Here is a 24,295-nt window from a genome sequence, read left to right on the forward strand (position 1 = left end):
ACCTAACCCCGACCGCCGCCCCGGGCGGCCTGGAGAACGACATGAGCGCAGCCATACAAGAGGACTTCGATAAGGTGAGCGAGGCAGTAATGGCCGAGCTCCTGGGTACGACCGTGCGAGGGCTACAGGGTCGACGCGCACGAGGTCAAATTCCGGAAGGCGTCTGGATCAAGCACGGCCGACGCATTATTTACAGCAAGAGAAGGTATAACGAATGGCTAGAAAGCCAATGGATTTCCCCGCGGGCATCGACCTTCACCACGGATCGCTCCGCCTCCGATTTACCTGGCAAGGATCGCGAAGGGGTGAAACGCTCCCCTATCCCCCGACACCGGCAGGCATCAAAGCTGCATCCCAGCTTCGCGATAAGGTAGAGGGGCTCATTCGACTCGGCCTGCTCGACGACGACAAGTACGCCGAGCTGTTCCCAAGCTCAACTGCGGTGGTCGGCGGAACTCCTACCTTTACAGAGTACGCCCAGTTGTGGCTGGACAGCCGGGAGATCACGCCCGGCACCCGCCTGAACTACAAAGGCTGCCTGAATCTGTATTGGGTGCCGCACTTAGCGCTGGTTCGTATCGACCTCATAACCACCACCCTCCTGCGGAAGATCATTTCCAGCACCAAGTGGAGTTCGCCTGGGGTGAAGCGGAACGCACTTGTCAGAATCTCAACGATTCTCCGGTCTGCAATGCTGGACGGCCTGATTGCAAAGAACCCTGCGGAAGCCTTAGAGCTACCCAAGAGAAACCGCAGGGAGGTGGACCCATTCACCCAAGATGAGGCAAACCAAATTATTGCCAAGCTATACGAGGGCGATTTTTGGCCGTCATCAATCTACGCCGCATACTTCGAGTTCGTATTTTGGACGGGCATGCGTCTCTCCGAAGCGCTCGCCCTGCGCTGGGATGCGGTTGACTTCGCCAAACGAACGGCACATGTTTGCCGGACAGTCGCCCTTGGCGAGGTGGTCGAAAGGACCAAGACAGGCGATGATCGCTTTGTTCTGCTTAACGGAAGGGCGCTGCACGCCCTGGAGTTTGCCAAGGCATACAGGGACCGGCGGATAAAGGGGAAAGGCCGGGTAACAGAGTTTCCCTACATTTTTCCGCCGTCCAAGGGTGCCGAGTTTGTCCAGCAGACCTCTGACCTTCACAATCAGTGGCGTCCCACGCTGAAAGCGCTGGGGATACGTTACAGACCGCCGTATAACTGCCGACACACCTATGCGACAATGTGTTTAATGTCTGGCATGAACGTCGGATTCATCGCTCAACAGCTTGGGCATAGCGTGCAGATGCTTCTGTCGACGTATGCACGATGGATCAACTCATCGAACGACTGGCAGGAGCTAGAAAAGCTCGTGATTGGTCCCAGATTGGTCCCAGGCGATAAACCTCCGCTATAAGTTACTGATAGGTAAGGCCCTTGATCTCCACCGCCAACATCACCATGCAGTTCGGCCCCAAGCCGCTGTTCGAGAACGTTTCAGTCAAATTCAACAACGGCAACCGCTACGGCCTGATCGGCGCCAACGGCTGCGGCAAGTCGACGTTCATGAAAATCCTCGGCGGCGACCTGGAGCCTTCCGGCGGCCAAGTGATGCTCGAACCTAATGTACGCCTAGGTAAGCTGCGCCAGGACCAATTCGCCTACGAGCACTTCAGTGTGATCGACACGGTGATCATGGGCCACGAAGAACTGTGGAAGGTCAAGGCCGAACGCGATCGTATCTATTCGCTCCCGGAAATGAGCGAAGCCGACGGCATGAAAGTGGCGGAGCTGGAATCGGAATTCGCCGAAATGGACGGTTATACCGCCGAGTCCCGCGCCGGTGAGCTGTTGCTGGGCCTAGGGATACCGCTGGAACAGCATTTTGGCCCGATGAGCGAAGTGGCCCCCGGCTGGAAGTTGCGCGTGTTGCTGGCCCAGGCGCTGTTTTCCGACCCGGAAGTGTTGTTGCTTGACGAGCCCACCAACCACCTGGATATCAACACCATCCGTTGGCTCGAAAGCGTGCTCACCGTGCGCAACAGCACCATGGTGATCATTTCCCACGACCGGCACTTTCTCAACAGCGTATGCACGCACATGGCCGACCTGGATTACGGCGAATTGCGGCTGTTCCCGGGCAATTACGACGAATACATGACCGCCGCCACCCAAGTGCGCGAGCGCTTGCTGTCTGATAACGCCAAGAAGAAGGCGCAGATCGCCGAGTTGCAACAGTTCGTCAGCCGGTTCTCGGCCAACGCCTCCAAGGCCAAACAAGCGACCTCGAGGGCGCGCCAGATCGACAAAATCCAACTCGACGAGGTCAAACCTTCGAGCCGTGTGAGCCCCTACATCCGCTTCGACCAGGCGAAAAAACTGCACCGCCAAGCACTGACACTGGACAACGTGACCCAGGGCTTTGGCGCCAAGCCACTATTCAGAGGCCTGAACCTGCAGGTCGAGGCTGGCGAGCGGGTGGCAATCATCGGCCCCAACGGTATTGGCAAAACGACATTGCTGCGCACCCTGATGAACGAGCTGGCACCTGACCAGGGCCAAGTGAAATGGGCCGAAGCTGCGGAGCCGGGTTATTACGCCCAAGACCACGCCCATGAGTTCGAAAGCGATGACACCCTGTTCGACTGGATGGGCCAATGGACTCAGGGTGAACAGAACATTCGCGCAGCGCTGGGCCGGATGCTGTTTTCCAGTGACGATATCCAAAAATCGGTGAAGGTGCTGTCCGGCGGAGAGCAAGGCCGCATGTTGTTCGGCAAGCTCGCCCTGCAACGGCCGAATGTGCTGGTGATGGACGAGCCCACCAACCACATGGACATGGAATCGATCGAAGCGCTGAACCTGGCGCTGGAACACTACCCGGGCACGCTGTTGTTCGTGAGCCACGACCGTGAGTTCGTGTCGTCGCTGGCCACCCGCATTATCGAGCTGTCGCCCGACGGCGTGGTCGACTTCAGCGGCACCTATGACGATTACCTGCGTAGCCAGGGCGTTATCGTATAAAAGCAGTTGCAAGCCACACGCTTCGACCGGCAAATTGGGCGCACTACCGCTAACGAACGGCGTGTAACTGCCCCCCTATCCCGAAGGAGCGTGTCGTGTCTTGGACGACCTTATTGCTGTTCCGGCCTGTTTCGCGCTGAACCTCGCGCCGGGGCCGAATAACCTGCTGGTGCTTAACAACGCTGCCCAACATGGCTGGGGGGTAGCGCGCCTGCCAGGGCTAGATGCTAACCGCCGCGGGCAACCCCAAAGCGATCCTGATCTTTACCGCATTCCTGCCGCAATTCGTACAGCCTGGCACGCCAGCGGCCATGCAGTTCGCGGCGCTTGGCGCGCTGTTCTTGCTGCTGGAATGGGTTGCCATCGGCCGATGCGCCCTACTCGGCCTGCACGCCCGCCGCAGGCTGGCGAGCCGGCGGGCGCGGCGGCTGTTCAACCGCGCCAGTGGTGCCTTGTTAGGGGGCGGCCGGCGTAGGCCTGCTGGCTACCCGCCGCTAGCCGAGCCCCGCAACGGTGGTATACGCCCACCTCACTTGGACGCTGTAGCCTGAAGCGGCTTTTCAGGCGCCGCCTGCAGCTTACTGCTGGCCTGCGGCTGAGGCCCACGCAGCAGCCCCCAATAGGCCAACGCCGAAAACACCGCAACGGCCGCACTGGTGATGAATGCCGAGTCGAAGTTGCCGGTGTATTGCACAGTAAAGCCGGTCACGATCGGTGCGACGGAGCCTGCCAGGTAGCCGCCGAAGTTCTGGATGGAACCGAACGAGGCGACCCGTTCCGGCACCACTAGCACATTCACGATCATCCAGGCCGTGGCGCTGGAGATACTGATAAAGAACATCGCCAGGCATAACAGCACCACGCACAGCGTCACGTCTTTGCTGTAGCCCACCACCAGGCTGAACGCCGCCGCCGCCAACAGGCCGGTAATCACCACCCGCTTGCGGCTGGCCACCAGCCCTACCCCGCGCTTGACCAGCCAGTCGCAGGCGCGCCCGGCCACGATGGTACCCACCGCGCCGCACAAAAACGCCAGCGACACCACCCAAGCGGTTTTGAATAATGCCAAACCATGTTGCTTTTCGAAGTAACCGGGCAACCAGGTGAGGTACAGCCAGATCATGTAGATCACCCCCATGAACCCCAACAACGCCCCCCAGGTGTTGCGCTGGCGAAACAGCCGGGCCCAATCGCGCAGCAGCTGCTGGCCGCCGCTGGCCGGGGCGCCGGCGCGCTGCGGCTCAGGGCGGCCGGTGGCCGCCATGTAGTCGCGTTTAGTTTGGTAAAAGGCAAACCAACATATTGCCAAGGCGATGCCGAGCACACCGGTGACAATGAACATGCCACGCCAGCCCGCCTGCACCATGAACAGCGTCAACAGCGGCGGCGCCAGGCACGGGCCGATGCAGGTAGAGGACCACACCAGCCCGGTGGCGGTGCCTCGCTCGTGTTCATCGAACCACTCGGCCAGCGCCTTGGCCGCGGACGGGAACACCGGTGCCTCGCCGATACCAAGCAGTACCCGCAGCCCTACCATGTGGGAAAACTGGCTGAACAGCCCAAACGCCATTTGCGCCAGCGACCATAGGACCAACGAGCCGCCGAGCGCCAGCTTGCTGCCCAAGCGGTCGATCAGTATGCCCAGCGGCAATTGGGCAAAGGCATAGGCCAAGGAAAACGCCGACAGCAAAAAACCCATCTGCGAAGGGGTAATGGAGAGGTCTTGCTGGATGGACGTATTGGCGACCGAAAGCGCCGTTCGGTCCAGGTAGTTGACTACGCCGATCAAAAACAGAAAGGCGACCGCGATGGTTTTGCAGGCTTTTATTGTTCTCATGGTTGCCTCTAACGGGCTGGGCTAGCTGTGCTTACTGTAGAACCGCTTTCCCGGTAGCGGCCAATGACACCTTTGCATGGCTCGATAACCCACCGTTATTGAATGTTATCGGTCACACCATTATCCCGATACGGTTTATCTAAAACCCTGCACAGTCGCTTTACAAACCACTATGTTATCGGTAACAGTTCGGCCAGTGATAACAACAACAATGACTAGAAAGGAGACCGCCATGAGCTCCATTGCACCCACCCCACAGCAACTGCGCCATGCCATCTTCACTGGCGCCGTTGGCGGCGCCTTGGAATATTACGACTTCGCGCTCTACGGGCTGGCCAGCGCCTTGGTGTTCGGCCAATTGTTCTTTCCCAGCCTGGGGCCCACCGGCGCCCTGCTGGCGAGTTTCGCCACCTACGGCGCGGGGTTTCTCGCGCGGCCGTTCGGCGGGTTGTTCTTCGGTTCATTGGGTGACCGCAAAGGGCGCAAGTTGGTACTGCTGCTGACCGTTGGCTTGATGGGCCTGGCCACCACCGCCATTGGCCTACTGCCCACCGGGCCGGTGGGCGCCGTGCTGTTGGTGCTGCTGCGCCTGTTGCAAGGCTTCGGTGCCGGCGCCGAGCAATCCGGTGCGACCACGCTGATGGCCGAGCTGGCACCGGCACGCCAACGTGGCCTTTACGCGGCCTTGCCATTCTTCGGCATTTTCGCCGGGTTAGCGTTAGCCACGATCACCTTCCGTTTGCTACAGACGTACCTGAGCCCGCAGCAAATACTGGACTGGGGCTGGCGCCTGCCATTCCTCGCCAGCGTGGTGTTGATCGCCATGGCCATCTGGATTCGGCTCAAGCTCAGGGAAAGCCCGGTATTCGAAAACCTGGCCGCACACCATGAGGTGGTGCGCACGCCGATGCGTGCTGTACTCAGCGAGGCCCGCCGGCCATTGGTTGCAACCATCCTGATGCGCTTGGCCGAGCAAGGCTCCTCTACCCTCTATGCCACAGTGTCGATCGCGTTTCTCACCGGCTTCGTCGCACCACGTACCGGCGCCAGCGGCCTAGGCGGGGTGGGCACCAATGCCGTGCTGTGGGCGAGCCTGGCCAGTGTGATCAGTACGCCCCTGTTCGGCGCCCTCTCCGACCGCTTCGGCCGGCTGCGGGTGTACCGTGGCGGTGCGCTGTTCGCCGCGCTGTGGGCGTTCCCGGCATGGTGGATGCTCAGTACCGGTAATGAATTGCTAGCGATGGTCGCCATCTTCGGCGGTTTCGCCATCGGCGCCAACGCCATGCTGGGCGCCCAGTGCGCGCATTTCACCGAGCTGTTCGGCAACCGCTACCGCTATTCGGGCGTGGCCCTGTCGCGGGAAGTGGGTGCCTTGCTCTCCGGCGGGCTGGCGCCGTTGCTGGGGGTTTACCTGCTCAGCCGCACGGGCGGCGGTTACTGGGTGATGGCGCTGTACACGCTGATCCTGGCACTGCTGACACTGGCCGGGACCTGGTTGTCGGTGGAGACCCGCGGCCGTGAGATGACCGACCTGCATGACGCCATTGGCCGAGGCGCTGACCATAGCCACCGCTACAACCCCCTCGCCAAGCCCACCGCCCCCTGAACGACACCGACAAGAGAACCCGGACCATGACCGAACCGACCCCACGCCGCCTGCGCAGCCAACAGTGGTTCAACGACCCTGAACATGCCGACATGACGGCGCTCTACACCGAGCGTTACATGAACTATGGCCTGACCCGGGCCGAGTTGCAGTCTGGGCGGCCGATCATCGGGATCGCCCAGACCGGCAGCGACCTGACCCCCTGCAACCGCCACCATTTGGAACTGGCGCAGCGGGTCAAGGCTGGCGTTCGCGATGGCGGGGGTATCCCGATGGAATTCCCCGTGCACCCGATCGCCGAGCAGTCGCGCCGCCCCACGGCGGCGCTTGACCGCAACCTGGCCTACCTGGGCCTGGTGGAAATTCTCCACGGCTACCCACTCGACGGCGTGGTGCTGACCACCGGCTGTGACAAAACCACCCCGGCATGCCTGATGGCCGCTGCCACCACCGACCTACCGGCCATCGTATTGTCCGGTGGGCCGATGCTTGACGGCTGGCACAAGGGCCAGCGGGTAGGTTCCGGCACCGTGTTGTGGCATGCCCGCAACCTGCTGGCAGCCGGGGAGATCGACTACGAAGGCTTTATGGAACTGACCACCGCGTCTTCGCCCTCGGTGGGGCACTGCAATACCATGGGCACGGCATTGTCGATGAACGCCTTGGCCGAAGCGCTGGGCATGTCGCTGCCTGGCTGTGCCAGCATTCCGGCGCCCTACCGCGAACGTGGGCAAATGGCCTATGCCACCGGCAAGCGCGCCGTGGAGTTGGTGCTTGAAGACCTGCGCCCGTCCAAGGTGATGACCCGGGCCTCGTTCGAAAACGCCATCGCCGTGGCTTCCGCACTGGGCGCGTCGAGCAACTGCCCGCCGCACCTGATTGCCATTGCCCGGCACATGGGCATCGAGCTGTCGCTGGACGATTGGCAACGCATCGGCGAAGACGTGCCACTGCTGGTCGATTGCATGCCCGCCGGTAAATACCTGGGCGAAAGCTTCCACCGCGCCGGCGGCGTGCCCGCGGTGCTGCATGAGCTGCAAAAGGCCGGGCGCCTGCACGGCCAGTGCAACACTGTCAGCGGCCGCAGTATCGGCGACATCGTCGCCGCCCACGCCTCGCAAGATGCCGAGGTGATACGCCCCTTCGACGCGCCGTTGATGCACCGCGCCGGCTTTATCGTGCTATCGGGCAATTTCTTCGACAGCGCCATCATGAAGATGTCGGTGGTGGGCGAAGCCTTCCGCCGCACGTACTTGGCCGAGCCGGGTGCGGAAAACACCTTCGAGGCCCGCGCCATCGTATTTGAAGGCCCGGAAGACTACCATGCGCGAATCAACGACCCGACCCTGGACATCGACGAACGCTGCATTTTGGTGATCCGCGGCTGCGGTACCGTGGGCTACCCTGGCAGCGCCGAGGTGGTGAACATGGCCCCGCCCGCCGAACTGATCAAGCGCGGGATAGATTCGCTGCCCTGCCTGGGTGACGGTCGCCAAAGCGGCACCTCGGCCAGCCCGTCGATTTTGAATATGTCGCCTGAGGCGGCAGTGGGCGGTGGCCTGGCGGTGCTGCAAACCAACGACCGGTTGCGCGTAGACCTCAACGCCCGGCGTGTCGACCTGCTGGTGGATGAGACCGAACTCGCCGCGCGCAAGGCCCGAGTGAAGCCTAGCTACCCGGCGTCGCAAACGCCGTGGCAAGAGCTGTACCGCCAGTTGGTGGGGCAACTGTCTACCGGAGGCTGCCTGGAGCCGGCTACGCTGTACCTGCGGGTCACCGCCGAGCAGCCCGCGCCCCGCCATTCCCACTGACGTATAAGGAACCGCTTGATGAAACTGCTGCGTTACGGAAACCCGGGCCAGGAAAAACCTGGCCTGCTCGATGCCCACGGGCAACTCCGCGACCTGTCGGCGCACGTTGATGACCTGGCCGGCGCGCACCTGACCCCGCAAGGCTTGGCGCGTATTGCCGCGCTGGACGCCGCCAGCCTGCCAAAGGTCGAGGGCAGCCCCAGGATCGGCCCCTGTGTAGGGCGCGTGGGCAAATTCATCTGCATTGGCCTGAACTATGCCGACCACGCCGCCGAAGCGGGTATGGCGGTGCCCGCGGAGCCGGTGATCTTCAATAAATGGACCAGCGCCATTTGCGGCCCGAACGACCCCGTGCAAATCCCCCGGCAATCGGTGAAAACCGATTGGGAAGTGGAATTGGGCGTAATCATCGGCCGGGGCGGCCGTTATATCGACGAGGCCGTGGCGCTGGAGCATGTGGCCGGTTACTGCGTGGTGAACGACGTCTCCGAGCGCGAGTGGCAACTGGAGCGCGGCGGCACCTGGGACAAAGGCAAAGGCTTCGACACCTTCGGCCCGATAGGCCCCTGGCTGGTCACCCCCGACGAAGTCGCCGACCCCCATGAACTGGACCTGTGGCTGGAAGTGGACGGCCACCGCTACCAGAACGGCAACACCCGCACCCTGGTGTTTCGCATCCCGCAACTGATCGCCTATGTAAGCCGCTGCATGAGCCTACAGCCGGGCGACGTTATTTCCACCGGCACGCCACCCGGCGTCGGCATGGGTATCAAACCCGACCCTGTGTTCCTGCGCCCGGGCCAAACCCTGCGGCTAGGGGTTCAAGGCTTGGGCGAACAACAGCAAACCACCGTACAGGCAGACTAACCAGGAGGCTTTATGCAATTAACTGCTGCCAACAGTTTGCCAGCGGACTGGCACGACGCGGCGCTGCTCGGCCGCGCGCGCGGCGCCGCGGGGCCCAGTGTGGTTGCCGTGCGCGCCGACGGCGTATTCGACATCACCGGCCAGTACCCAACCACCAGCCAATTGCTGGAAACCGAGGCCCCCGCACAGGCCCTGCGCCAAGCCCAAGGTCCCCGGCTGTGCAGCGTCGAAGCCCTGCTGGCCGAGCCCCAGCGCCTGCTCGCACCGATCGACCTGCAAGTGATCAAGGCGGCCGGCGTCACCTTCGCTGCCAGCATGCTCGAACGGGTGATCGAAGAAAAAGCCGCCGGCGACGCCGGCCGTGCCGAGGCCATCCGCCGCCAAGTAGGCCAGGCCATCGGCGGCAGCCTGGCCCACCTGGTACCGGGCTCCGCGCAAGCCAAGGCGCTCAAGCAGGTGCTGATCGAGCAAGGCATGTGGTCGCAATACCTTGAGGTGGGCATTGGCCCCGACGCTGAAATTTTCACCAAGGCGCCGGTGCTGTCAGCCATAGGCAGCGGCGCGCAGATCGGCATCCACCCCGGTTCCAGTTGGAATAACCCCGAGCCTGAAATCGTGTTGGTGGTAAACAGCCATGGGCGCATCCACGGCGCTACATTGGGCAACGACGTGAACCTACGCGATTTCGAGGGCCGCAGCGCCCTGCTGCTGGGCAAGGCCAAGGACAACAACGCCTCCTGCGCGCTGGGCCCGTTCCTACGCTTGTTCGATGAACATTTCGACCTCGACGCCATCCGCCAAAGCGTGGTGCGGCTAAAGGTGCAAGGCCACGAAGACGGTTTCGTACTCCGCGGCGAAAGCTCGATGGACCAGATCAGCCGCGACCCGGCCAACCTCGTCGCGCAAGCGATCAACGGCAACCACCAATACCCCGACGGCTTCGTACTGTTTCTGGGCACCCTCTTCGCGCCTACCGAAGACCGAGACCAACCCGGCGCTGGCTTCACCCACAAGCTGGGCGACCAGGTGAGCATCACCAGTGAGCGCCTGGGAGGCTTGCACAACACTGTCACCCACAGCGACCAAGCGCCACCCTGGACCGAGGGCATCGGCGCGCTGATGCGCAGTTTGTTCGCCCGGCAGTGAGTCAAGCGCCGTTGGGCCAATCCGGACCAACGGCGAAAACTAAAATCTACTTGCTGTGTCAGACGGTTGGGCCGCCACTGCCGCCTTTCTGCGTGCTGGTGCCTATTTCTTGACGCATGCCGCCAGCGGCCCCTTTGGGGACCGCGCCCGGCCCGAATGGACGACGGAGCAAGCGATGATCTTCAACGTAAAAGACTATGGCGCGGTGGGTGATGGTGTAACCGATGATACCGCGGCCATCCAGGCGGCGGTGGACGCAGCGGCGGCGGCAGGTGGCGGGCAGGTTTACGTACCCAGTGGCACGTATATCGTGTCAGGTGGCGACGAGCCATCCGACGGCTGCATTGTGCTCAAGAGCAACGTTTATATGTACGGCGACGGCATGGGTGAAACCACCCTGAAGGTCGCCGACGGCTGGGACCAATCCATTACCGGCATCGTACGCTCGGCGTATGGCGAAGAAACGTCCAATTTCGGCCTATCGGACATGACGCTGGACGGTAACCGCGACAACACCTCTGGCAAGATCGACGGTTGGTTCAACGGCTATATCCCGGGTGAGGAAGGGCACGATTCCAATGTAACCCTCGACAGCGTCGAGATCCTGGACTGCTCTGGCTATGGTTTCGACCCGCACGAGCAAACCGAGAACATGGTGATCGAGAACTGCGTGTCCCACGGCAACGGCCTCGACGGGTTCGTCGCCGATTACCTCTCCGATAGCGTGTTTCGCAACAACGTGGCCTACGACAACGACCGCCACGGGTTCAACATCGTCACCAGCACCCATGACTTCACCCTTGAAGACAACGTAGCCTACGACAACGGTGGCGGCGGGATCGTGGTGCAACGCGGTAGCGAAGACATCGCCTCACCCACCAACATCACCATCACCGGTGGCGAGGTATACGGTAACGGCGCCGAAGGCGTGCTGATCAAGATGTCTGATAACGTGACCGTCGACGGCGTGGACATCCACGACAACGGCACCGCTGGCATTCGCCTGTACGGCAGCAGCGACGTCACGGTGGAGAACAACACCCTGACCAACGACGCCCAGACCAGCGCCGTGCCGGAAATCATTATCCAATCCTACGACGACACCAACGGCGTGTCGGGCAACTTCTATGCGGGGTCAGATAACGTTATCGAGGGCAACACCATCGTCGGCGGCGCTCAGTCCACTTACGGCGTGGCCGAACGTAACGAAGACGGCACCGATCGCAACGCCATTCTCGGTAACACGATCAGCAATACCACCAAGGGTTCCACGCTGATTTACGGTGACGGCAGCTATGTCAGCGACACCATTCCGCTCAACGTTATCGATGGCACCGACGGCAATGACACCCTGGCCGGCACTTCAGCCGCCGACCTGATTACCGGCGAAGCGGGCCGGGATACGCTTAGCGGCGGTGCGGGCAATGACATCCTGGTAGGTGGTAGTGGCGCCGATACGCTGACCGGTGGCGCCGGGGCTGATGTGTTCCGTTTCGAGGCGCTCACCGACAGCTACCGTACCAGCACCACCAGCTATGCCGACACCATCACCGACTTCGATGTCACCAGCGACACCCTAGACCTGGCCGGGCTCGGTTTCACCGGCCTGGGCGACGGCACCGACGGCACGTTGCAAATAGCCTACAACGCCACCACCGATAAAACCTACATCAAAAGCCTGGAGGCAGACGCCAGCGGCAACCGCTTCGAATTGGCCTTGAAGGGCAACCTGGCCAGCACGCTGACGGCGGATAATTTCATCTTCGAACACGTTATCGTTGGCACCGACGGCAACGACAGCATCACCGGCACCTCCAGTGATGAAACGATCTACGGCGGCGCGGGCGAAGACACCATCGTTGCCGGTGCCGGCGACGACATTATCTATGGCGGTTTGGGGGCCGATACCCTGACCGGCGGCGCCGGGCTTGACACCTATGTGTACACTGCCCTGGAAGACAGCTATCGCAATTACAACACCGGCGGCACCGACAACGGCGATGAAATCACCGACTTCGCGGTAAGCTCGGACAAAATCGACCTCTCGGCGCTGGGCATCACCGGCCTGGGCGATGGCCATGGCACCACCGTGGAGTTGGTGCTCAATGCTTCCGGCACCAAGACGTATATCAAAAGCCGCGACGAAGACGCCAATGGCAACCGCTTCGAGCTGTCCCTGGACGGTAACCACCTGACGGACCTAACCGCCTCGAATTTCATCTTCGCCAGTTCCGCCACCAATACCGTGACCGGCACCAGTGGCAACGACGTATTGGTGGGCACCAGTGGCGACGATATCCTGGTCGGCGGCGCCGGCGCAGACAAACTGACCGGCGGCGATGGTGCCGATACCTTCCGGTTCGATGCCCTAACCGACAGCTACCGCACCAGCACCACCAGCTACAGCGACCTGATCCTGGATTTCGATGCGAGCCAAGACAAGATCGACGTGGCCCAGCTCGGCTTCACCGGCCTGGGCGACGGCACCGCCGGCACCTTGCAGGTGGTGTACAACGCCAGTACCGACCGCACGTACCTCAAAGACCTGGACGCCGATGCCACCGGCCAGCGCTTTGAGTTGGCGCTTTCCGGTAACCATGTGGATGACTTGACTGCGAGCCAGTTCGTGTTCGCCACCACCACCCCGGCGCAAAGCACCGCCGTGGCGCAAACGGCAGTCACCAGTGCCGTGGCGCTGGTGACCGATGCCACGGAAATCACCACCGTCGGTGTCGACCACAGCCAGCACGCCTCAGCTTGAGGCGGCTATGGGCTCAGGCGTGGTTCAAGCGCTTGGCCTGTGGTGGCCGGGCCGCCGCAAGCCGCTCGCGCAACTGCGCGACCAGGTTGTTGATCTCGCGGCTGCTGGCGAAGCGATCGGTGGAAATGCCGATTTCTTCAAGCTCGACCCGGCCATTGGCCGGGTTTTCGATGCGCAGTGTCAGGGTACCGTCGGGCGCCTGCGCGCATACGCACTGCAACGGCAAAAAAGCATGCTCGATGATGTTGCGTAGCTCCAATGGGCTAAGGCCTATGGTTTTCATGGCGCGTCTCCAACTGTGCAAGCCAATGGATTCGGGGCACAACGCAAAGGCGGCGAGCAGGGCCGCACAGGTGTCCGAAGTCGCTTGGCACACCACCTTGTCGTTGTTGTTCTTTGGGTATATACCCCTGGGTGGCACAGCGCAAATGCCTCAGATCAATGACCCGGCGGTTTTATCTGTACCGCCGCACATTGAGCCGGCCATGGCTGCCACAGGCGGTCGGCGAAGGGCCCCGGCCGTGGATTCCCCTCACTACACCACTCGTCGTAGAGCACCTCATCGGTTTAAACCTTGGCTTTGGGCCGCGCTTCCAACTAGGCAAGGACGTTATGTCCGTTATGCCTGAGGAGGTTTCATGAGTAAGGTCCGTAACCAATACAGCATGCAAAACCCACTCACCCAATACCCCGCCCCGCCCTTCAGCGAACAGCCCCAGGCGGCCCCTGGGCTGGATGCCCAGATGCAGCCCAAGCCAGACCATGGCGAGCACAGCTACCAAGGTTTTGGCCGGCTTAGGGGGCGCAAGGCGTTGATCACTGGCGCGGACTCCGGCATCGGCCGGGCGGTGGCCATTGCGTTCGCCCGCGAAGGGGCCGACGTGGTGCTCAACTATTTGCCCGTCGAAGAACGCGATGCGCGCGAGGTGGTCGGCTTGATCGAGGCCGAAGGCCGCAAGGCGGTGACCCTGCCCGGCGACATCAAAGACGAAGCGTTCTGCACGCAACTGGTCAATCAAGCCCACGAGGCACTGGGCGGGCTCGACATTCTGGTCAATGTGGCCGGCAAGCAGGTCGCGCAAAAAAGCATCGGCGAGCTTAGTACTGAGCAATTCGACGCGACGTTCAAAACCAATGTGTATGCCTTGTTCTGGCTATGCAAGGCCGCCGTGCCGCTGATGCCGGCCGGTGCCACCATCATCAACACCGCGTCGATCCAATCCTACCAGCCGTCGGTGACCCTGCTCGATTACGCCAGCACCAAGGCGGCCATCGTGGCGTTCACCAAAGCCCTGGCTAAACAGGTGATCGAGCGCGGTATTCGCGTCAATGCCGTGGCCCCGGGGCCTGTCTGGACGGTGCTGCAGCCCAGTGGCGGCCAACCGCAGGAAAAACTTCCCCACTTTGGCGAGCAATCCCCCATGAAACGCCCCGGCCAACCGGCCGAATGTGCGCCGCTGTACGTACTGCTGGCCTCACAGGAATCGAGCTATATCACCGGCGAAGTGTTCGGCGTCACCGGCGGCAACCCATTGCCTTGAGCCAGGCGGCCAAGTGCACCACCGCCTCTTCGGCGCTATCGCTATAGCCTGCCCAAGTGCAAGCGAGCATCAGGTTGCGTGGCAAATTGAAATCCTCCACGTAGTTACCCTGGCGATCAAAACCCTGGGCATCGTGTGCGACCTGCTCGCGCAAGGTGCCGGCAGGCTCGAAGTACGCCCACACCGGCTTGCCCAATGCCACCGCCACGCCGGTTTCGAATACCGTACCGGAATCCGGTTCCTGCCCGCGAAAAGGCCCGAGGTTGGCCAATACCGCATCGCTGGCTTTAAGCATGGCAAGGTTTTGCTCGCACACCCAGTGGGCCGCGCCCTGCCCGGCCAGCCCGGGCGGCAAGCGGTTATCCAGCGGGTACTGCGCGTCTAGCCCACAGGCTTGGCACAACTGGCGCAAATAGCGCCCGTGGGCAAGGGCGTCGCGGCGAAACACATCGAAACCGGCCAAATAAATGCGCGCCATGCCCAGCCCCGTTACATTTCACAAAACCGCTATTGTGCCTGGCACGGGCGGCCGGTCAAGGCCTAGCGCAGCGGCCGGCCTCCAGCCGCCCACGCCACCCTCAACATGCGGGCTTTCACGCCTGGCCGGCAGTGGGCACAATGGCACCGTCGGCGGATGGCCATGGAGGTTTTCGGATGAACATCATCAATGCGCGTTTGCGAGGGGTACCTGGCCTGCACAGTGTGCTCTGCGAAGGCACACGCATCGGTCGCGTACTGGCACAGCCCGGCACGCTTAGCGTGCCGGCTGGCGACATAGACGCCGCCGGCAACTTACTGATCCCACCGTTGGTGGAGCCGCATATTCACCTCGACGCCGTCGCCACCGCGGGCCAGCCCGAATGGAATAAAAGCGGTACGTTGTTCGAGGGCATCGAACGGTGGGGCCAGCGTAAAGCGACCATCACCCACGACGACACCAAGCAGCGTGCCCATGCCGGCATCCGCATGCTCGCCGAACATGGTATCCAACAGGTGCGCACCCATGTCGACGTCACCGACCCGACCCTCGGCGCGCTCAAGGCCCTGCTCGAGGTGCGCGACGAAGCCCGCCACCTGATAGAGCTGCAGATCGTCGCCTTTCCGCAGGAGGGCATAGAGTCTTTCGCTGGTGGCCGCGAGCTCATGGTGCGTGCGCTAGACATGGGCGCCGACGTGGTCGGCGGTATCCCACATTTCGAAAACACCCGCGAACAGGGGGTCAGCTCGATCCACTACCTGATGGACTTGGCCGAACAGCGTGGCCTGCTGGTAGACGTGCATTGCGACGAAACCGACGATCCGCACTCGCGCTTTCTCGAAGTGCTGGCCGAGCAGGCCCGTGTGCGCGGCATGGGCGCCCAGGTAACCGCCAGCCATACCACGGCCATGGGCTCCTACGATAACGCCTACTGCTCCAAGCTGATGCGCCTGCTCAAGGCGGCAGGGCTTAATTTCATCTCGTGCCCCACCGAGAGCATTCATCTGCAAGGCCGCTTCGACACCTTCCCCAAACGCCGCGGCGTCACCCGCGTGGCCGAGCTGGACCGCGCCGGGCTCAACGTGTGCTTTGGCCAAGACTCGATCCAGGACCCGTGGTATCCACTGGGCAATGGCAACATTCTGCGCGTACTGGATGCGGGGCTGCACATCTGCCACATGATGGGCTACGACGACCTGCGCCGCTGCCTGGACCTGGTCACCGACCACAGTGCCCGCACGCTGAACCTGGGCGAGCGTTACGGCATCGCCGAAGGCCGCCCGGCGAACCTGGTGGTGTTGGAAGCCCCGGACGATTATGAGGCGTTGCGCCGCCAGGCCAGGGCACTGGTGTCGATACGTGGCGGCGAAGTACTGATGCGCCGCGAACCCCAGCAGGTGCAGTGGCGTGGCTGAAACCCGGGCACGCTGGCGAACTTGCCGCGCCCCTGGGGATCTAGGGTTAGGCACCCAACGTCGGAGCCCGCTCGTGCCACGCCTGTGCCTATTACTGCTGCTCGCCCTGGTTAGCCTCAACCTCAACGCCGCCACCGCCCCGGCCGACGCCAAACCCGCCGAGCCGGCCTTTGTCCAGGGCGGCTTGCTCGGCACCTTGGGCTCAAGCCTCGATGACCTGCAAGACTCGCTGAACCTCGACCAACACCTGCTCGACAGTTGGCGCCTGCGCACCGACCGGGCGGCGAGCGAGGCGGGCCAGTTGATCGAACAGCAAGTGACCGAGAACGGCCTCGGCTTGACACGGGATTTCGCGCTGCTCACGGCGGTGTGGGCCGCGACGTTTTTTGCGTTGTATTTTATCGCCCGCTGGCTATGGGCCAAGGCTGGCCACCAAGCAGTGTTCAAGCAGCGCAAGCGCCTGCATGGCGTGCTCGGCTACCTGTTGCGCTTTACCGTGCCGGCCCTCGTCGCGCTACCCGCGACGCTGGCCGTGGCGCACCACGTGGCGCCGTCGATGGCCCACGCCCTGGCCTTGTGCTTGGCTTACGCTACCAGCAGTGGCGTGTTTTCCACCTCAGTGGTGTTGTGCGTGATCACCTTGTTCGACGCCGGCCACAAACGCGCGGCGGTGGCGGTATTGCGCCGGCATACGCCGCGGCCGCTGTTTTTGATCGGTTTTCTCGCCGCGCTCGGCGATGCCCTGAACAGCCCCAAAATTGCCCAGCAGTTGGGCAGTAACCTGACCGCCAGTATCGCCGTACTCAGCGGCTTGCTGGCCACCCTGCTGTTCGCCGCCGTGGTACTGCGCATGCGCAGGCCCGTGGCGCATTTGATCCGCAACCGAGGGTACCTGCAACGCCACCAGCACCCCGCGGTGCAAGAAACCCTGCGGATTTTCTCGGCACTGTGGTACTTGCCGATCCTGTTGATGATTCTGGTATCGATGGTGCACCTGATCGGTGCGGGGCAAGAAAGCCAACAAGGGCTGCAACGGGCCTTGATGACCACGATATTGCTCGTGAGCACGGTGTTTCTCAGCACTTTGGAAAGTCACCTGCTCAAGCCCTCGGCAACCAGCGCCAGCCACGCCCGGCCCTACCTGGAGCTGGTGCGCAGCCTGGCGCATGCGCTGGTGCGGGTGGCCATTGCGGTGGCATTCATCGAGCTACTGGGGCGTATTTGGGGCGTGTCGGTGCTGGCATTCGCGGCGCGCAACACGGTGGGCCGCGCGATCAGCGACTCGATCAGCTCGATCGGGCTGATCCTGTTGGTCACTTGGCTGCTGTGGGTGGTGATCGACACCGCCATCCAAGAGGCACTTAAGCCGGCCGTGGGCAAGCGCGCCAGCCGCCAGCCCAGTACTCGAGTCAAAACCATCCTGCCGATGCTGCGCAATGCGACCAAGCTCATACTGGCGGTGATCTGCGTGATCACCACCATGGCCAACTTGGGCATCAACGTGGGGCCGTTGATCGCCGGTGCCGGCGTGGTGGGTTTGGCCATAGGCTTCGGCTCGCAGCAATTGGTGCAAGACGTCATCACCGGGTTGTTCATCCTGATCGAAGACACCATCGCCATCGGCGACTGGGTGGTACTGGATTCCGGGCACGCCGGCACCGTCGAAAGCCTGACCATTCGCACCCTGCGCCTACGTGACGGCAAAGGTTTCGTGCATTCGGTGCCGTTCGGCCAGATCAAGGCCGTAACCAACCAATCGCGGCAGTTCGCCTACGCGTTTTTTTCGGTGCAAATCACCTATGACAGCGATGTGGACACGGCCATGCGGCTGATTCGCGAAACAGCCGACGAGATCAAGAACGACATTCTGCTGCGCACCAGCCTGCAAGGCCCACTGCAATTGTTCGGGGTCGACAAGATGGACCTGAACGGCATCACCCTGACCGCCCAGTTCCGTACCACCTCCGGCGGCCAGTACGGCGTGGGCCGCGCGTTCAACGAACGGCTGAAAAAACGCGTCGATGCAGTGGATAATGTGCATTTCGCTCAATACCTGGTGCCGGTGGCCACACCTTGAGCCAACGCGCCGGGCAAAGCACGCGCTGAGGGGCCCCAGGCGTTTCCGCCCAGCAGGCTGCTGGGGTATGCTGCGCAGCGGCGCCGCCAAGGCCACACCTTCGTACGGCACCGTAGTTAACCCGCTCCCCAAGGATTTTGCACATGGCTCAGCGCTTGCTTATCTTGAACGGCCCCAACTTGAATATGCTCGGCTTACGCGAACCCGGCATCTATGGCAGCGAGACCCTGGCCGATGTTGAAGCGATGTGCGTCGCCACCGCCAAGGCCCACGGTTTCGACGCCGAGTGCAAGCAGACCAACCACGAAGGCCAGATGATCGACTGGATTCACGCCGCGCGCGGCACCATCGACGGCATCGTGATCAACCCAGGCGCTTGGACCCATACCTCGGTGGCCATTCATGACGCGTTCGCCGCCGCCGAAGTGCCGGTGCTCGAAGTGCACATCTCTAACGTGCACAAGCGCGAAGCCTTCCGCCATCACTCCTATGTGTCGTTGATTGCCGTCGGCGTAATCGCCGGGCTTGGCACGCACGGGTATAAGCTTGCGATCGATCATTTTGCGCTGCTGTTGAAACAATAACCTCTACGGCGGGCACCAGGCCGCGCGCTTCAGGCAGCCTGCCCCTGGCTTTTAACTAACGTGCCTCTTGCGCCCCCTACGGGCCTGGCCGCGACCCGATGCTTGCCCCCCCCGCGGGGCTCTGTTACTTAAATGCACTGTTTCACGCCACCTGAGGAAAGCCACTTATGTCCGTCGCGTCGGTTCGCGCTTGGTTCGAGCAACATGCCCCTGACATCACCGTGATCGAAACCGGCCAAAGCACCGCCACCGTGCAGCAGGCAGCCGAGGTTCATGGTGTGGCCCCCGGGCAGATCGCCAAAACCCTTTCTTTGCGTGTGGGCGAGCGTACCGTACTGGTGGTGGCGCGGGGCGACGCCCGCCTGGACAACCGCAAGCTGAAGCAAGCCTTCGGTGCCAAGGCCAAGATGCTCGACGCCGATACGGTGATGGCGCTTACCGGCCATCCAGTGGGCGGGGTTTGCCCGTTCGGCTTGGCTACGCCGTTGCCGGTGTATTGTGACGAGTCGCTCAAAGCCTTCGATGAAGTGCTGCCCGCGGCCGGCGGCACCCACTCTGCAGTGCGCCTGGCACCGCAGCGCCTGGCGGCCCTCACCGGCGCCGAATGGATCGACGTGACCCAGCCCACTACCGCTTGACCCCCCTCCCCAGCCGAGCACTCCACATGGAACCTCGCAGTAAACTCAGCCAGCGCCTATTGCCGGGCGGCAGCGAACCCGACCCACGCTTCACCCTGGCCAATGAGCGCACCTTTTTGGCCTGGATCCGCACCTCGTTGGCCTTGATGGCCGGTGGCATTGCCGTAGAAGCGTTCACCGCCGACGTGTTCATGCCTGAAATCCGCAAGGTACTGGCCATTGCCCTGCTCTTGCTGGGCATGTTGCTCAGCGCCAGCGCTTGCGTGCGTTGGCTCAACGTCGAGCGGGCCATGCGCCGCCAGGCGCCGTTGCCACTGCCGCTGCTGGTGCCGGTGCTGTCGTTTGGCGGCGCGTTGGTGACCGCGGTGCTGGTGGTATTCGTCGCCTTGCGCAGCCTGTAAGCGTGGCTGGCCTACGTGGGCATCAAGATGCCGGCCTGCAGCCGGAGCGCACGCTGCTCGCCTGGCGCCGTACCTTGTTCTCGCTGGTGGGCGCGAGCATGCTGTTCCTGCGCTGGGTACCGCAGCATGGGCCCTTCGCCGCGTCGCTGGTGGCGCTGGCGTTACTCGCTGGCGGAGGCATCTGGCTGGGGCAGTGGCGGCATTATCGAATCAACGTCGAAGGCATCAGCCAAAACCGTGCGCCCTCACCTGTGCTGGAGATTCTCGCGTTAGGGGGCACCGCGTGTGCGTTGGGGGGGTTGGGCCTGTATGTGGTGGCCGCGTTCTAACAGCGCCGCTGCCGAATGGTTATCCGGGCGCATCACGCGCTTCGTCTTGCTCGTCGGCAGCGAACAACCGTGCCAGTTCTGCGCGAGCTTGTTCGGCACTTTGCAGCACTTTGGCTGCGTCGTCATAGACCAGGTGCTGGGCGCGCAATACCTGCTCATCATGCTGGCGAAAGCGCTGGATCCGCGCCTGCGCTTGGGCCTCGCTCAGGCCCAAGCCAAGCAATGCCAACCGAGCCATTTCCAGGCTTGAATGGTAGGTTTCACGCACCGGCTTGGCGCCCAGGTCGACTAGCTTGTGCACGTGCTGGCGGTTGCGCGCCCGGGCGATGATGCGAATGTGCGGGTACAACCGCGCCACCAGGGCCGCGGTTTTGAGGTTGGTGTCGGGGTCATTGGTGGCAATCACAAAATATTCGGCCTGCTCCACCTTGGCCGCACGCAGGATTTCTTCGCGCAGCGGGTCGCCGTAGAACACCGGCAGGCCGCCAAAGCTGCGCGAAAGCTCGATGGTCTCCACCGAGGTGTCCAAAGCTACAAAGGGGATTTTCTGCGCACGCAGGATCCGCGCGACGATCTGGCCCATGCGGCCCATACCGGCAATCACCACGCGCGGGGTATCGGTATCAATGGCGCGGTACTCGTCTGGCACGGCACGCGCCGGGCTGTCCGGCTTTGCCAGCCAACGCTGGCCCAGCAGCAACATCGGAGGCGTGAACGCCATCGAGAGTGTAATCGTCAGCACCAGCAGGCCATGCAAATGGGGGTCGAACAAGCCCTGGTCCGCGCCTAATTGGAAGACCACGAAAGCAAACTCACCACCGGCGGCTAGTACCAAGCCCAGGCGTAGCGCGCTGCGCCGCGACAAACCCGCGGCCAAGCGCCCGATGAACCACAACAACGGCAGCTTGGTAAACAGCAGCAGCAGCGTCAGGCCCAGCACCAACAGGGGGCTCGCCAGTAACAGGCCGAGATCGGCGCCCATGCCCACACTCATGAAGAACAGCCCCAGCAGCAGCCCCTTGAACGGTTCTATCTGCGCCTCGAGCTCATGGCGGTATTCCGAGTCGGCCAATAGTAGCCCGGCCAAAAACGCCCCCAACGCCATGGAGACACCGGCCAGGTCCATCAGCCAAGCCGTACCGATCACTACCAGCAACGCCGTGGCGGTGGACACTTCGCGTATGCCGGTGCGGGCGACGATGCGAAACACCGGCCGCAACAAGTAACGCCCGCCCACCACCACCACCGCGATACTGCCGAGGATGCGCAGGCCATGTTCCAGCGCCTGCTCGTGCGGCAACGGCTGGCTGGCACCGGCCAGCAGAGGCACGACGGCGATCAACGGGATCGCGGCAATATCCTGGAACAGCAAAATGGCGAATGCCAGGCGGCCATGGGGGGCGGTCAACTCTTTACGTTCAGAGAGGCTTTGCAGGCCAAAGGCCGTGGACGACAATGCCAAGCCCAAGCCTAGCAATACGGCGCTGTTCAGCGGTTGGCCGAAACCGAGCAGTGCGACCGAGCCAATGACCAGCGCGGTGAGCAGCACCTGGGCCAACCCCACACCGAATACGGATTTGCGCATCACCCACAGCCGCCGCGGCGACAGTTCCAGCCCGATGATGAACAACAACAGGACCACGCCCAATTCGGAGATGTGCGCGATGCTTTCGGTGTTGCTGACCCACCCCAGGGCTTCCGGGCCAATTACCACGCCGGCAAGCAGGTAGCCGATTACCGCCCCCATTTGCAGGCGCCTGGCCAACGGCACGGCGATTACGGCGGCGAATAAAAAGACAACGGCGGCTTCGAGCAAATTGCCCTCGGCAGGCATGGGCGCTCCTTATCCCGGCTAGTACGCGGTAGGGTCGACGAATTCGCGTACCTTGGCAATCACTGCATCGATGTCGAAAGGCTTGTCGAACACCGCGGCGAACAGCTCGGGGTTGCTGCGCCCGATCGGGCCTTGGGCCCCGCTCATGAGCAGAATCGGCATGTGTGAGCCGGCTGGGCGGGCGCGAATGGCCTTGGCGAACTCCAGGCCGTCCATCACCGGCATCATGAAGTCGGTGATGACCAGCGCGGGGCGCTCGCGGTCGAGCACTTCGAGCCCTTTTTTGCCATTGCTGGCCTTGACCACCATGTACCCTTCATCCTCCAAGGCGTAGCCCAGGATATCGGCGATAAGGTACTCGTCGTCGACGATCAGGATGGTAGACATTGTCGAATCAATCTGGCTGGCATTAGCGGCTCTCGGGCACCGAGGCACTGCCCGTGAGAACGGCCTCTGCCTGGGTGAAGGCTTTTATCAGTTCCACACCGTGCTCGCCGATGACCAATTCCCTGAGCGATGCATCGTAGTTACTGTCTCTGATTTTCAGAATGGTCATGCAGCGCTTAAGTTCAGAGACATGTTCAACGAAACGCATCACGATCACATTGTCGACGATGCTTGAAAGGTCTGGCAGCGGCGCATTGATTTCTGGGCTGAACAAACCCCGTAATTCATAGGTTGCCATCACGGTGACGCCGCGGGCGCGCAGCTCGCTGATCAGGGCGGTGAAATAATCGCCCAGCCGCGCCGGGTTGCCGTTGGTCCGGGTCATCCCGCCCAGGCTGTCGATCAGCACACGCTTGATGCCATGCTGGCTAACCAGGGCAAGCAGACGCTCGCCCAGGCCGTCCATCAGCCCCTGGGTAATGGGTTGCCATTGCATGTGCAGGGCCCCGCTGGCCTCTAGTTTCTGCAGGTCGACGCCCAAGGCCCGCGCCTTCACCACCAGGCGCTGGGCGCTTTCGTGAAAGCCAAAGTGCAGCGCTGGTGCCTCAGGGGTGGCGGCGGATAGAAAATGGATGCCCAGGGAGGTTTTGCCCACACCCGACGGGCCCATGACCAGCGTAGAAGACGACTGCGACAAGCCACCGCCGATCAGCTTATCGAGCTGGGCGATACCGCTGGTGACGCGCCGGGGCTCGAAATCCTCTTCAAGCATTGGGTGCACGTACAGGCTTTCTAGCCTTGGGTACACCACCAGCCCGTCGTCGGTGATCTCGCATTCGTGCAACCCCGATAGCGCGCCGCTACCGCGGGTTTTGCGCAGCTGGATGCGGCGAACCGAGCGCGTACCGAACAGCTCTTCGCCCATTTCGATAACGCCATCGACCATGGTGTGCTCGGGGCTGCCGTCATCGAGCCGGGCGCTGGTAAGAAACAACACCGTGCAACCAGCAAAAGCCGCATGGCCCTGCAATTCGGAGATGAATTTCTTGGTGTCGAGCTGCGAATCGGCTTTGGAGCGCGCATTGAGCAAGCCGTCGACGATCAGCACGGTTGCCTTCTGCCGGCTGATCTCACGGCGCAGCAGCTTGACCACCTCATCGAGCCCTTCATTTTCGAGGGTGTCGAAGGCGCTGACGAACTGGATATCGCCGCCAATGCGAGAAGCGTCGAAAAAGCTCAACGTAGACAAATATTGGAACAGCCGCTCATGGGATTCGGACAGCAGCGTGACCACCAGCACCCGCCCGCCTTGGCGTGCGTGAAAAAAGCCCAGTTGGTTGGCCAGGATCGTTTTGCCCGACCCCGGGCGGCCTTGGACGATGTACGAGGCCCCCGCGACCAGCCCACCCTTGAACAAGGCATCGAGGCCCGCGATCCCGCTTTCTAGGCGCTTTAGCTTATCCAAGTTCGGCCCTGCCTGTAGTGATAAACGCAGGCGAGCGCACCGCCAGCGCGCACCCGCTAGAAAAATGATTAAGGGCACAGAGCTTACAATGGTTTGCGTAAAA

At 62.4% G+C, this 24,295-nt stretch carries 20 protein-coding genes and 1 pseudogene; 15 read left to right on the forward strand and 6 right to left on the reverse strand.

Annotation, left to right across the window (positions count from 1 at the left end):
* Window positions 1-214 precede the first annotated feature (214 nt).
* The 3 genes and pseudogenes from HAQ05_RS18370 (at window position 215) to HAQ05_RS28745 (ending at window position 3,513) form a co-directional block, all read left to right on the forward strand.
* On the forward strand, window positions 215-1,408 hold the full coding sequence (locus HAQ05_RS18370; RefSeq protein ID WP_190423153.1) for a site-specific integrase: 1,194 nt from the start codon (window positions 215-217) through the stop codon (window positions 1,406-1,408).
* 20 nt (window positions 1,409-1,428) lie between these two features.
* Window positions 1,429-3,015 carry an ABC-F family ATPase gene (locus HAQ05_RS18375; RefSeq protein ID WP_190423155.1) on the forward strand — a complete coding sequence of 529 codons (1,587 nt, stop codon included), beginning with the start codon at window positions 1,429-1,431 and terminating at the stop codon, window positions 3,013-3,015.
* A gap of 100 nt (window positions 3,016-3,115) precedes the next feature.
* A pseudogene (locus HAQ05_RS28745) lies at window positions 3,116-3,513 on the forward strand (LysE family transporter).
* Window positions 3,514-3,544: 31 nt separating this feature from the next.
* Here HAQ05_RS28745 and HAQ05_RS18380 read toward each other — a convergent pair.
* Window positions 3,545-4,852, reverse strand: a complete 1,308-nt coding sequence (locus tag HAQ05_RS18380) for an MFS transporter (protein WP_190423157.1) — start codon at window positions 4,850-4,852, stop codon at window positions 3,545-3,547.
* A 232-nt stretch (window positions 4,853-5,084) separates the two neighbouring features.
* Between HAQ05_RS18380 and HAQ05_RS18385 the strand changes: the two genes are divergently transcribed.
* The 5 genes from HAQ05_RS18385 to HAQ05_RS18405 all read left to right on the forward strand — a co-directional run bounded on the left by HAQ05_RS18385 (window position 5,085) and on the right by HAQ05_RS18405 (window position 13,043).
* Window positions 5,085-6,458, forward strand: a complete 1,374-nt coding sequence (locus HAQ05_RS18385; protein WP_202988096.1) for an MFS transporter — start codon at window positions 5,085-5,087, stop codon at window positions 6,456-6,458.
* Window positions 6,459-6,484: 26 nt separating this feature from the next.
* Complete coding sequence (locus HAQ05_RS18390) at window positions 6,485-8,269, forward strand: IlvD/Edd family dehydratase (RefSeq protein ID WP_190423161.1); 1,785 nt, start codon at window positions 6,485-6,487, stop codon at window positions 8,267-8,269.
* Between the two features lie 18 nt (window positions 8,270-8,287).
* Window positions 8,288-9,136: an ureidoglycolate lyase gene (locus HAQ05_RS18395; RefSeq protein WP_190423163.1), complete on the forward strand. Its 849-nt coding sequence runs from the start codon at window positions 8,288-8,290 to the stop codon at window positions 9,134-9,136.
* 12 nt (window positions 9,137-9,148) lie between these two features.
* Complete coding sequence (locus tag HAQ05_RS18400; protein ID WP_190423165.1) at window positions 9,149-10,282, forward strand: fumarylacetoacetate hydrolase family protein; 1,134 nt, start codon at window positions 9,149-9,151, stop codon at window positions 10,280-10,282.
* A 175-nt stretch (window positions 10,283-10,457) separates the two neighbouring features.
* A complete protein-coding gene (locus HAQ05_RS18405; protein WP_190423167.1) occupies window positions 10,458-13,043 on the forward strand; it encodes a glycosyl hydrolase family 28-related protein in 2,586 nt (861 codons plus the stop codon).
* Between the two features lie 13 nt (window positions 13,044-13,056).
* Here HAQ05_RS18405 and HAQ05_RS18410 read toward each other — a convergent pair whose 3' ends face one another.
* Entirely contained in the window at window positions 13,057-13,326 is a 270-nt protein-coding gene (locus HAQ05_RS18410; protein ID WP_190423169.1) for a DUF1652 domain-containing protein, read from the reverse strand.
* 355 nt (window positions 13,327-13,681) lie between these two features.
* Here HAQ05_RS18410 and HAQ05_RS18415 point away from each other — a divergent pair, with 355 nt between their 5' ends.
* Complete coding sequence (locus tag HAQ05_RS18415) at window positions 13,682-14,584, forward strand: SDR family oxidoreductase (protein WP_190423171.1); 903 nt, start codon at window positions 13,682-13,684, stop codon at window positions 14,582-14,584.
* On the opposite strand, the gene HAQ05_RS18420 is transcribed toward HAQ05_RS18415, so the two are convergent.
* The gene (locus HAQ05_RS18420) at window positions 14,559-15,062 is read right to left on the reverse strand and encodes a nucleoside 2-deoxyribosyltransferase (RefSeq protein WP_190423173.1); all 504 of its coding nucleotides are present in this window, start codon (window positions 15,060-15,062) and stop codon (window positions 14,559-14,561) included. The genes HAQ05_RS18415 and HAQ05_RS18420 overlap by 26 nt on opposite strands.
* 176 nt (window positions 15,063-15,238) lie before the next feature.
* Between HAQ05_RS18420 and codA the strand changes: the two genes are divergently transcribed.
* From codA to HAQ05_RS18450, 6 genes are all read left to right on the forward strand, one after another.
* The gene (gene codA, locus HAQ05_RS18425; protein ID WP_190423175.1) at window positions 15,239-16,477 is read left to right on the forward strand and encodes a cytosine deaminase; all 1,239 of its coding nucleotides are present in this window, start codon (window positions 15,239-15,241) and stop codon (window positions 16,475-16,477) included.
* 73 nt (window positions 16,478-16,550) lie between these two features.
* A complete protein-coding gene (locus tag HAQ05_RS18430) occupies window positions 16,551-18,554 on the forward strand; it encodes a mechanosensitive ion channel domain-containing protein (RefSeq protein WP_190423177.1) in 2,004 nt (667 codons plus the stop codon).
* 143 nt (window positions 18,555-18,697) lie between these two features.
* On the forward strand, window positions 18,698-19,138 hold the full coding sequence (gene aroQ, locus HAQ05_RS18435) for a type II 3-dehydroquinate dehydratase (RefSeq protein ID WP_190423179.1): 441 nt from the start codon (window positions 18,698-18,700) through the stop codon (window positions 19,136-19,138).
* Window positions 19,139-19,305: 167 nt separating this feature from the next.
* Window positions 19,306-19,776, forward strand: coding sequence for a YbaK/EbsC family protein (locus HAQ05_RS18440; RefSeq protein ID WP_190423181.1), 471 nt, complete (start codon window positions 19,306-19,308; stop codon window positions 19,774-19,776).
* 26 nt (window positions 19,777-19,802) lie between these two features.
* The gene (locus HAQ05_RS18445) at window positions 19,803-20,177 is read left to right on the forward strand and encodes a YidH family protein (protein WP_190423183.1); all 375 of its coding nucleotides are present in this window, start codon (window positions 19,803-19,805) and stop codon (window positions 20,175-20,177) included.
* 2 nt (window positions 20,178-20,179) lie between these two features.
* A complete protein-coding gene (locus HAQ05_RS18450) occupies window positions 20,180-20,506 on the forward strand; it encodes a DUF202 domain-containing protein (RefSeq protein WP_202988097.1) in 327 nt (108 codons plus the stop codon).
* Between the two features lie 19 nt (window positions 20,507-20,525).
* On the opposite strand, the gene HAQ05_RS18455 is transcribed toward HAQ05_RS18450, so the two are convergent.
* The 3 genes from HAQ05_RS18455 to HAQ05_RS18465 are packed head-to-tail and all read right to left on the reverse strand — an operon-like array spanning window position 20,526 to window position 24,192.
* Complete coding sequence (locus HAQ05_RS18455; RefSeq protein ID WP_190423185.1) at window positions 20,526-22,340, reverse strand: monovalent cation:proton antiporter-2 (CPA2) family protein; 1,815 nt, start codon at window positions 22,338-22,340, stop codon at window positions 20,526-20,528.
* Window positions 22,341-22,358: 18 nt separating this feature from the next.
* On the reverse strand, window positions 22,359-22,727 hold the full coding sequence (locus tag HAQ05_RS18460) for a response regulator (RefSeq protein WP_190423187.1): 369 nt from the start codon (window positions 22,725-22,727) through the stop codon (window positions 22,359-22,361).
* Between the two features lie 22 nt (window positions 22,728-22,749).
* Complete coding sequence (locus HAQ05_RS18465) at window positions 22,750-24,192, reverse strand: ATPase domain-containing protein (RefSeq protein WP_190423189.1); 1,443 nt, start codon at window positions 24,190-24,192, stop codon at window positions 22,750-22,752.
* Window positions 24,193-24,295: the final 103 nt, after the last annotated feature.

It is taken from the genome of Pseudomonas typographi, from assembly GCF_014694385.1.
GTDB classification, from domain to species: Bacteria; Pseudomonadota; Gammaproteobacteria; order Pseudomonadales; family Pseudomonadaceae; genus Aquipseudomonas; species Aquipseudomonas typographi.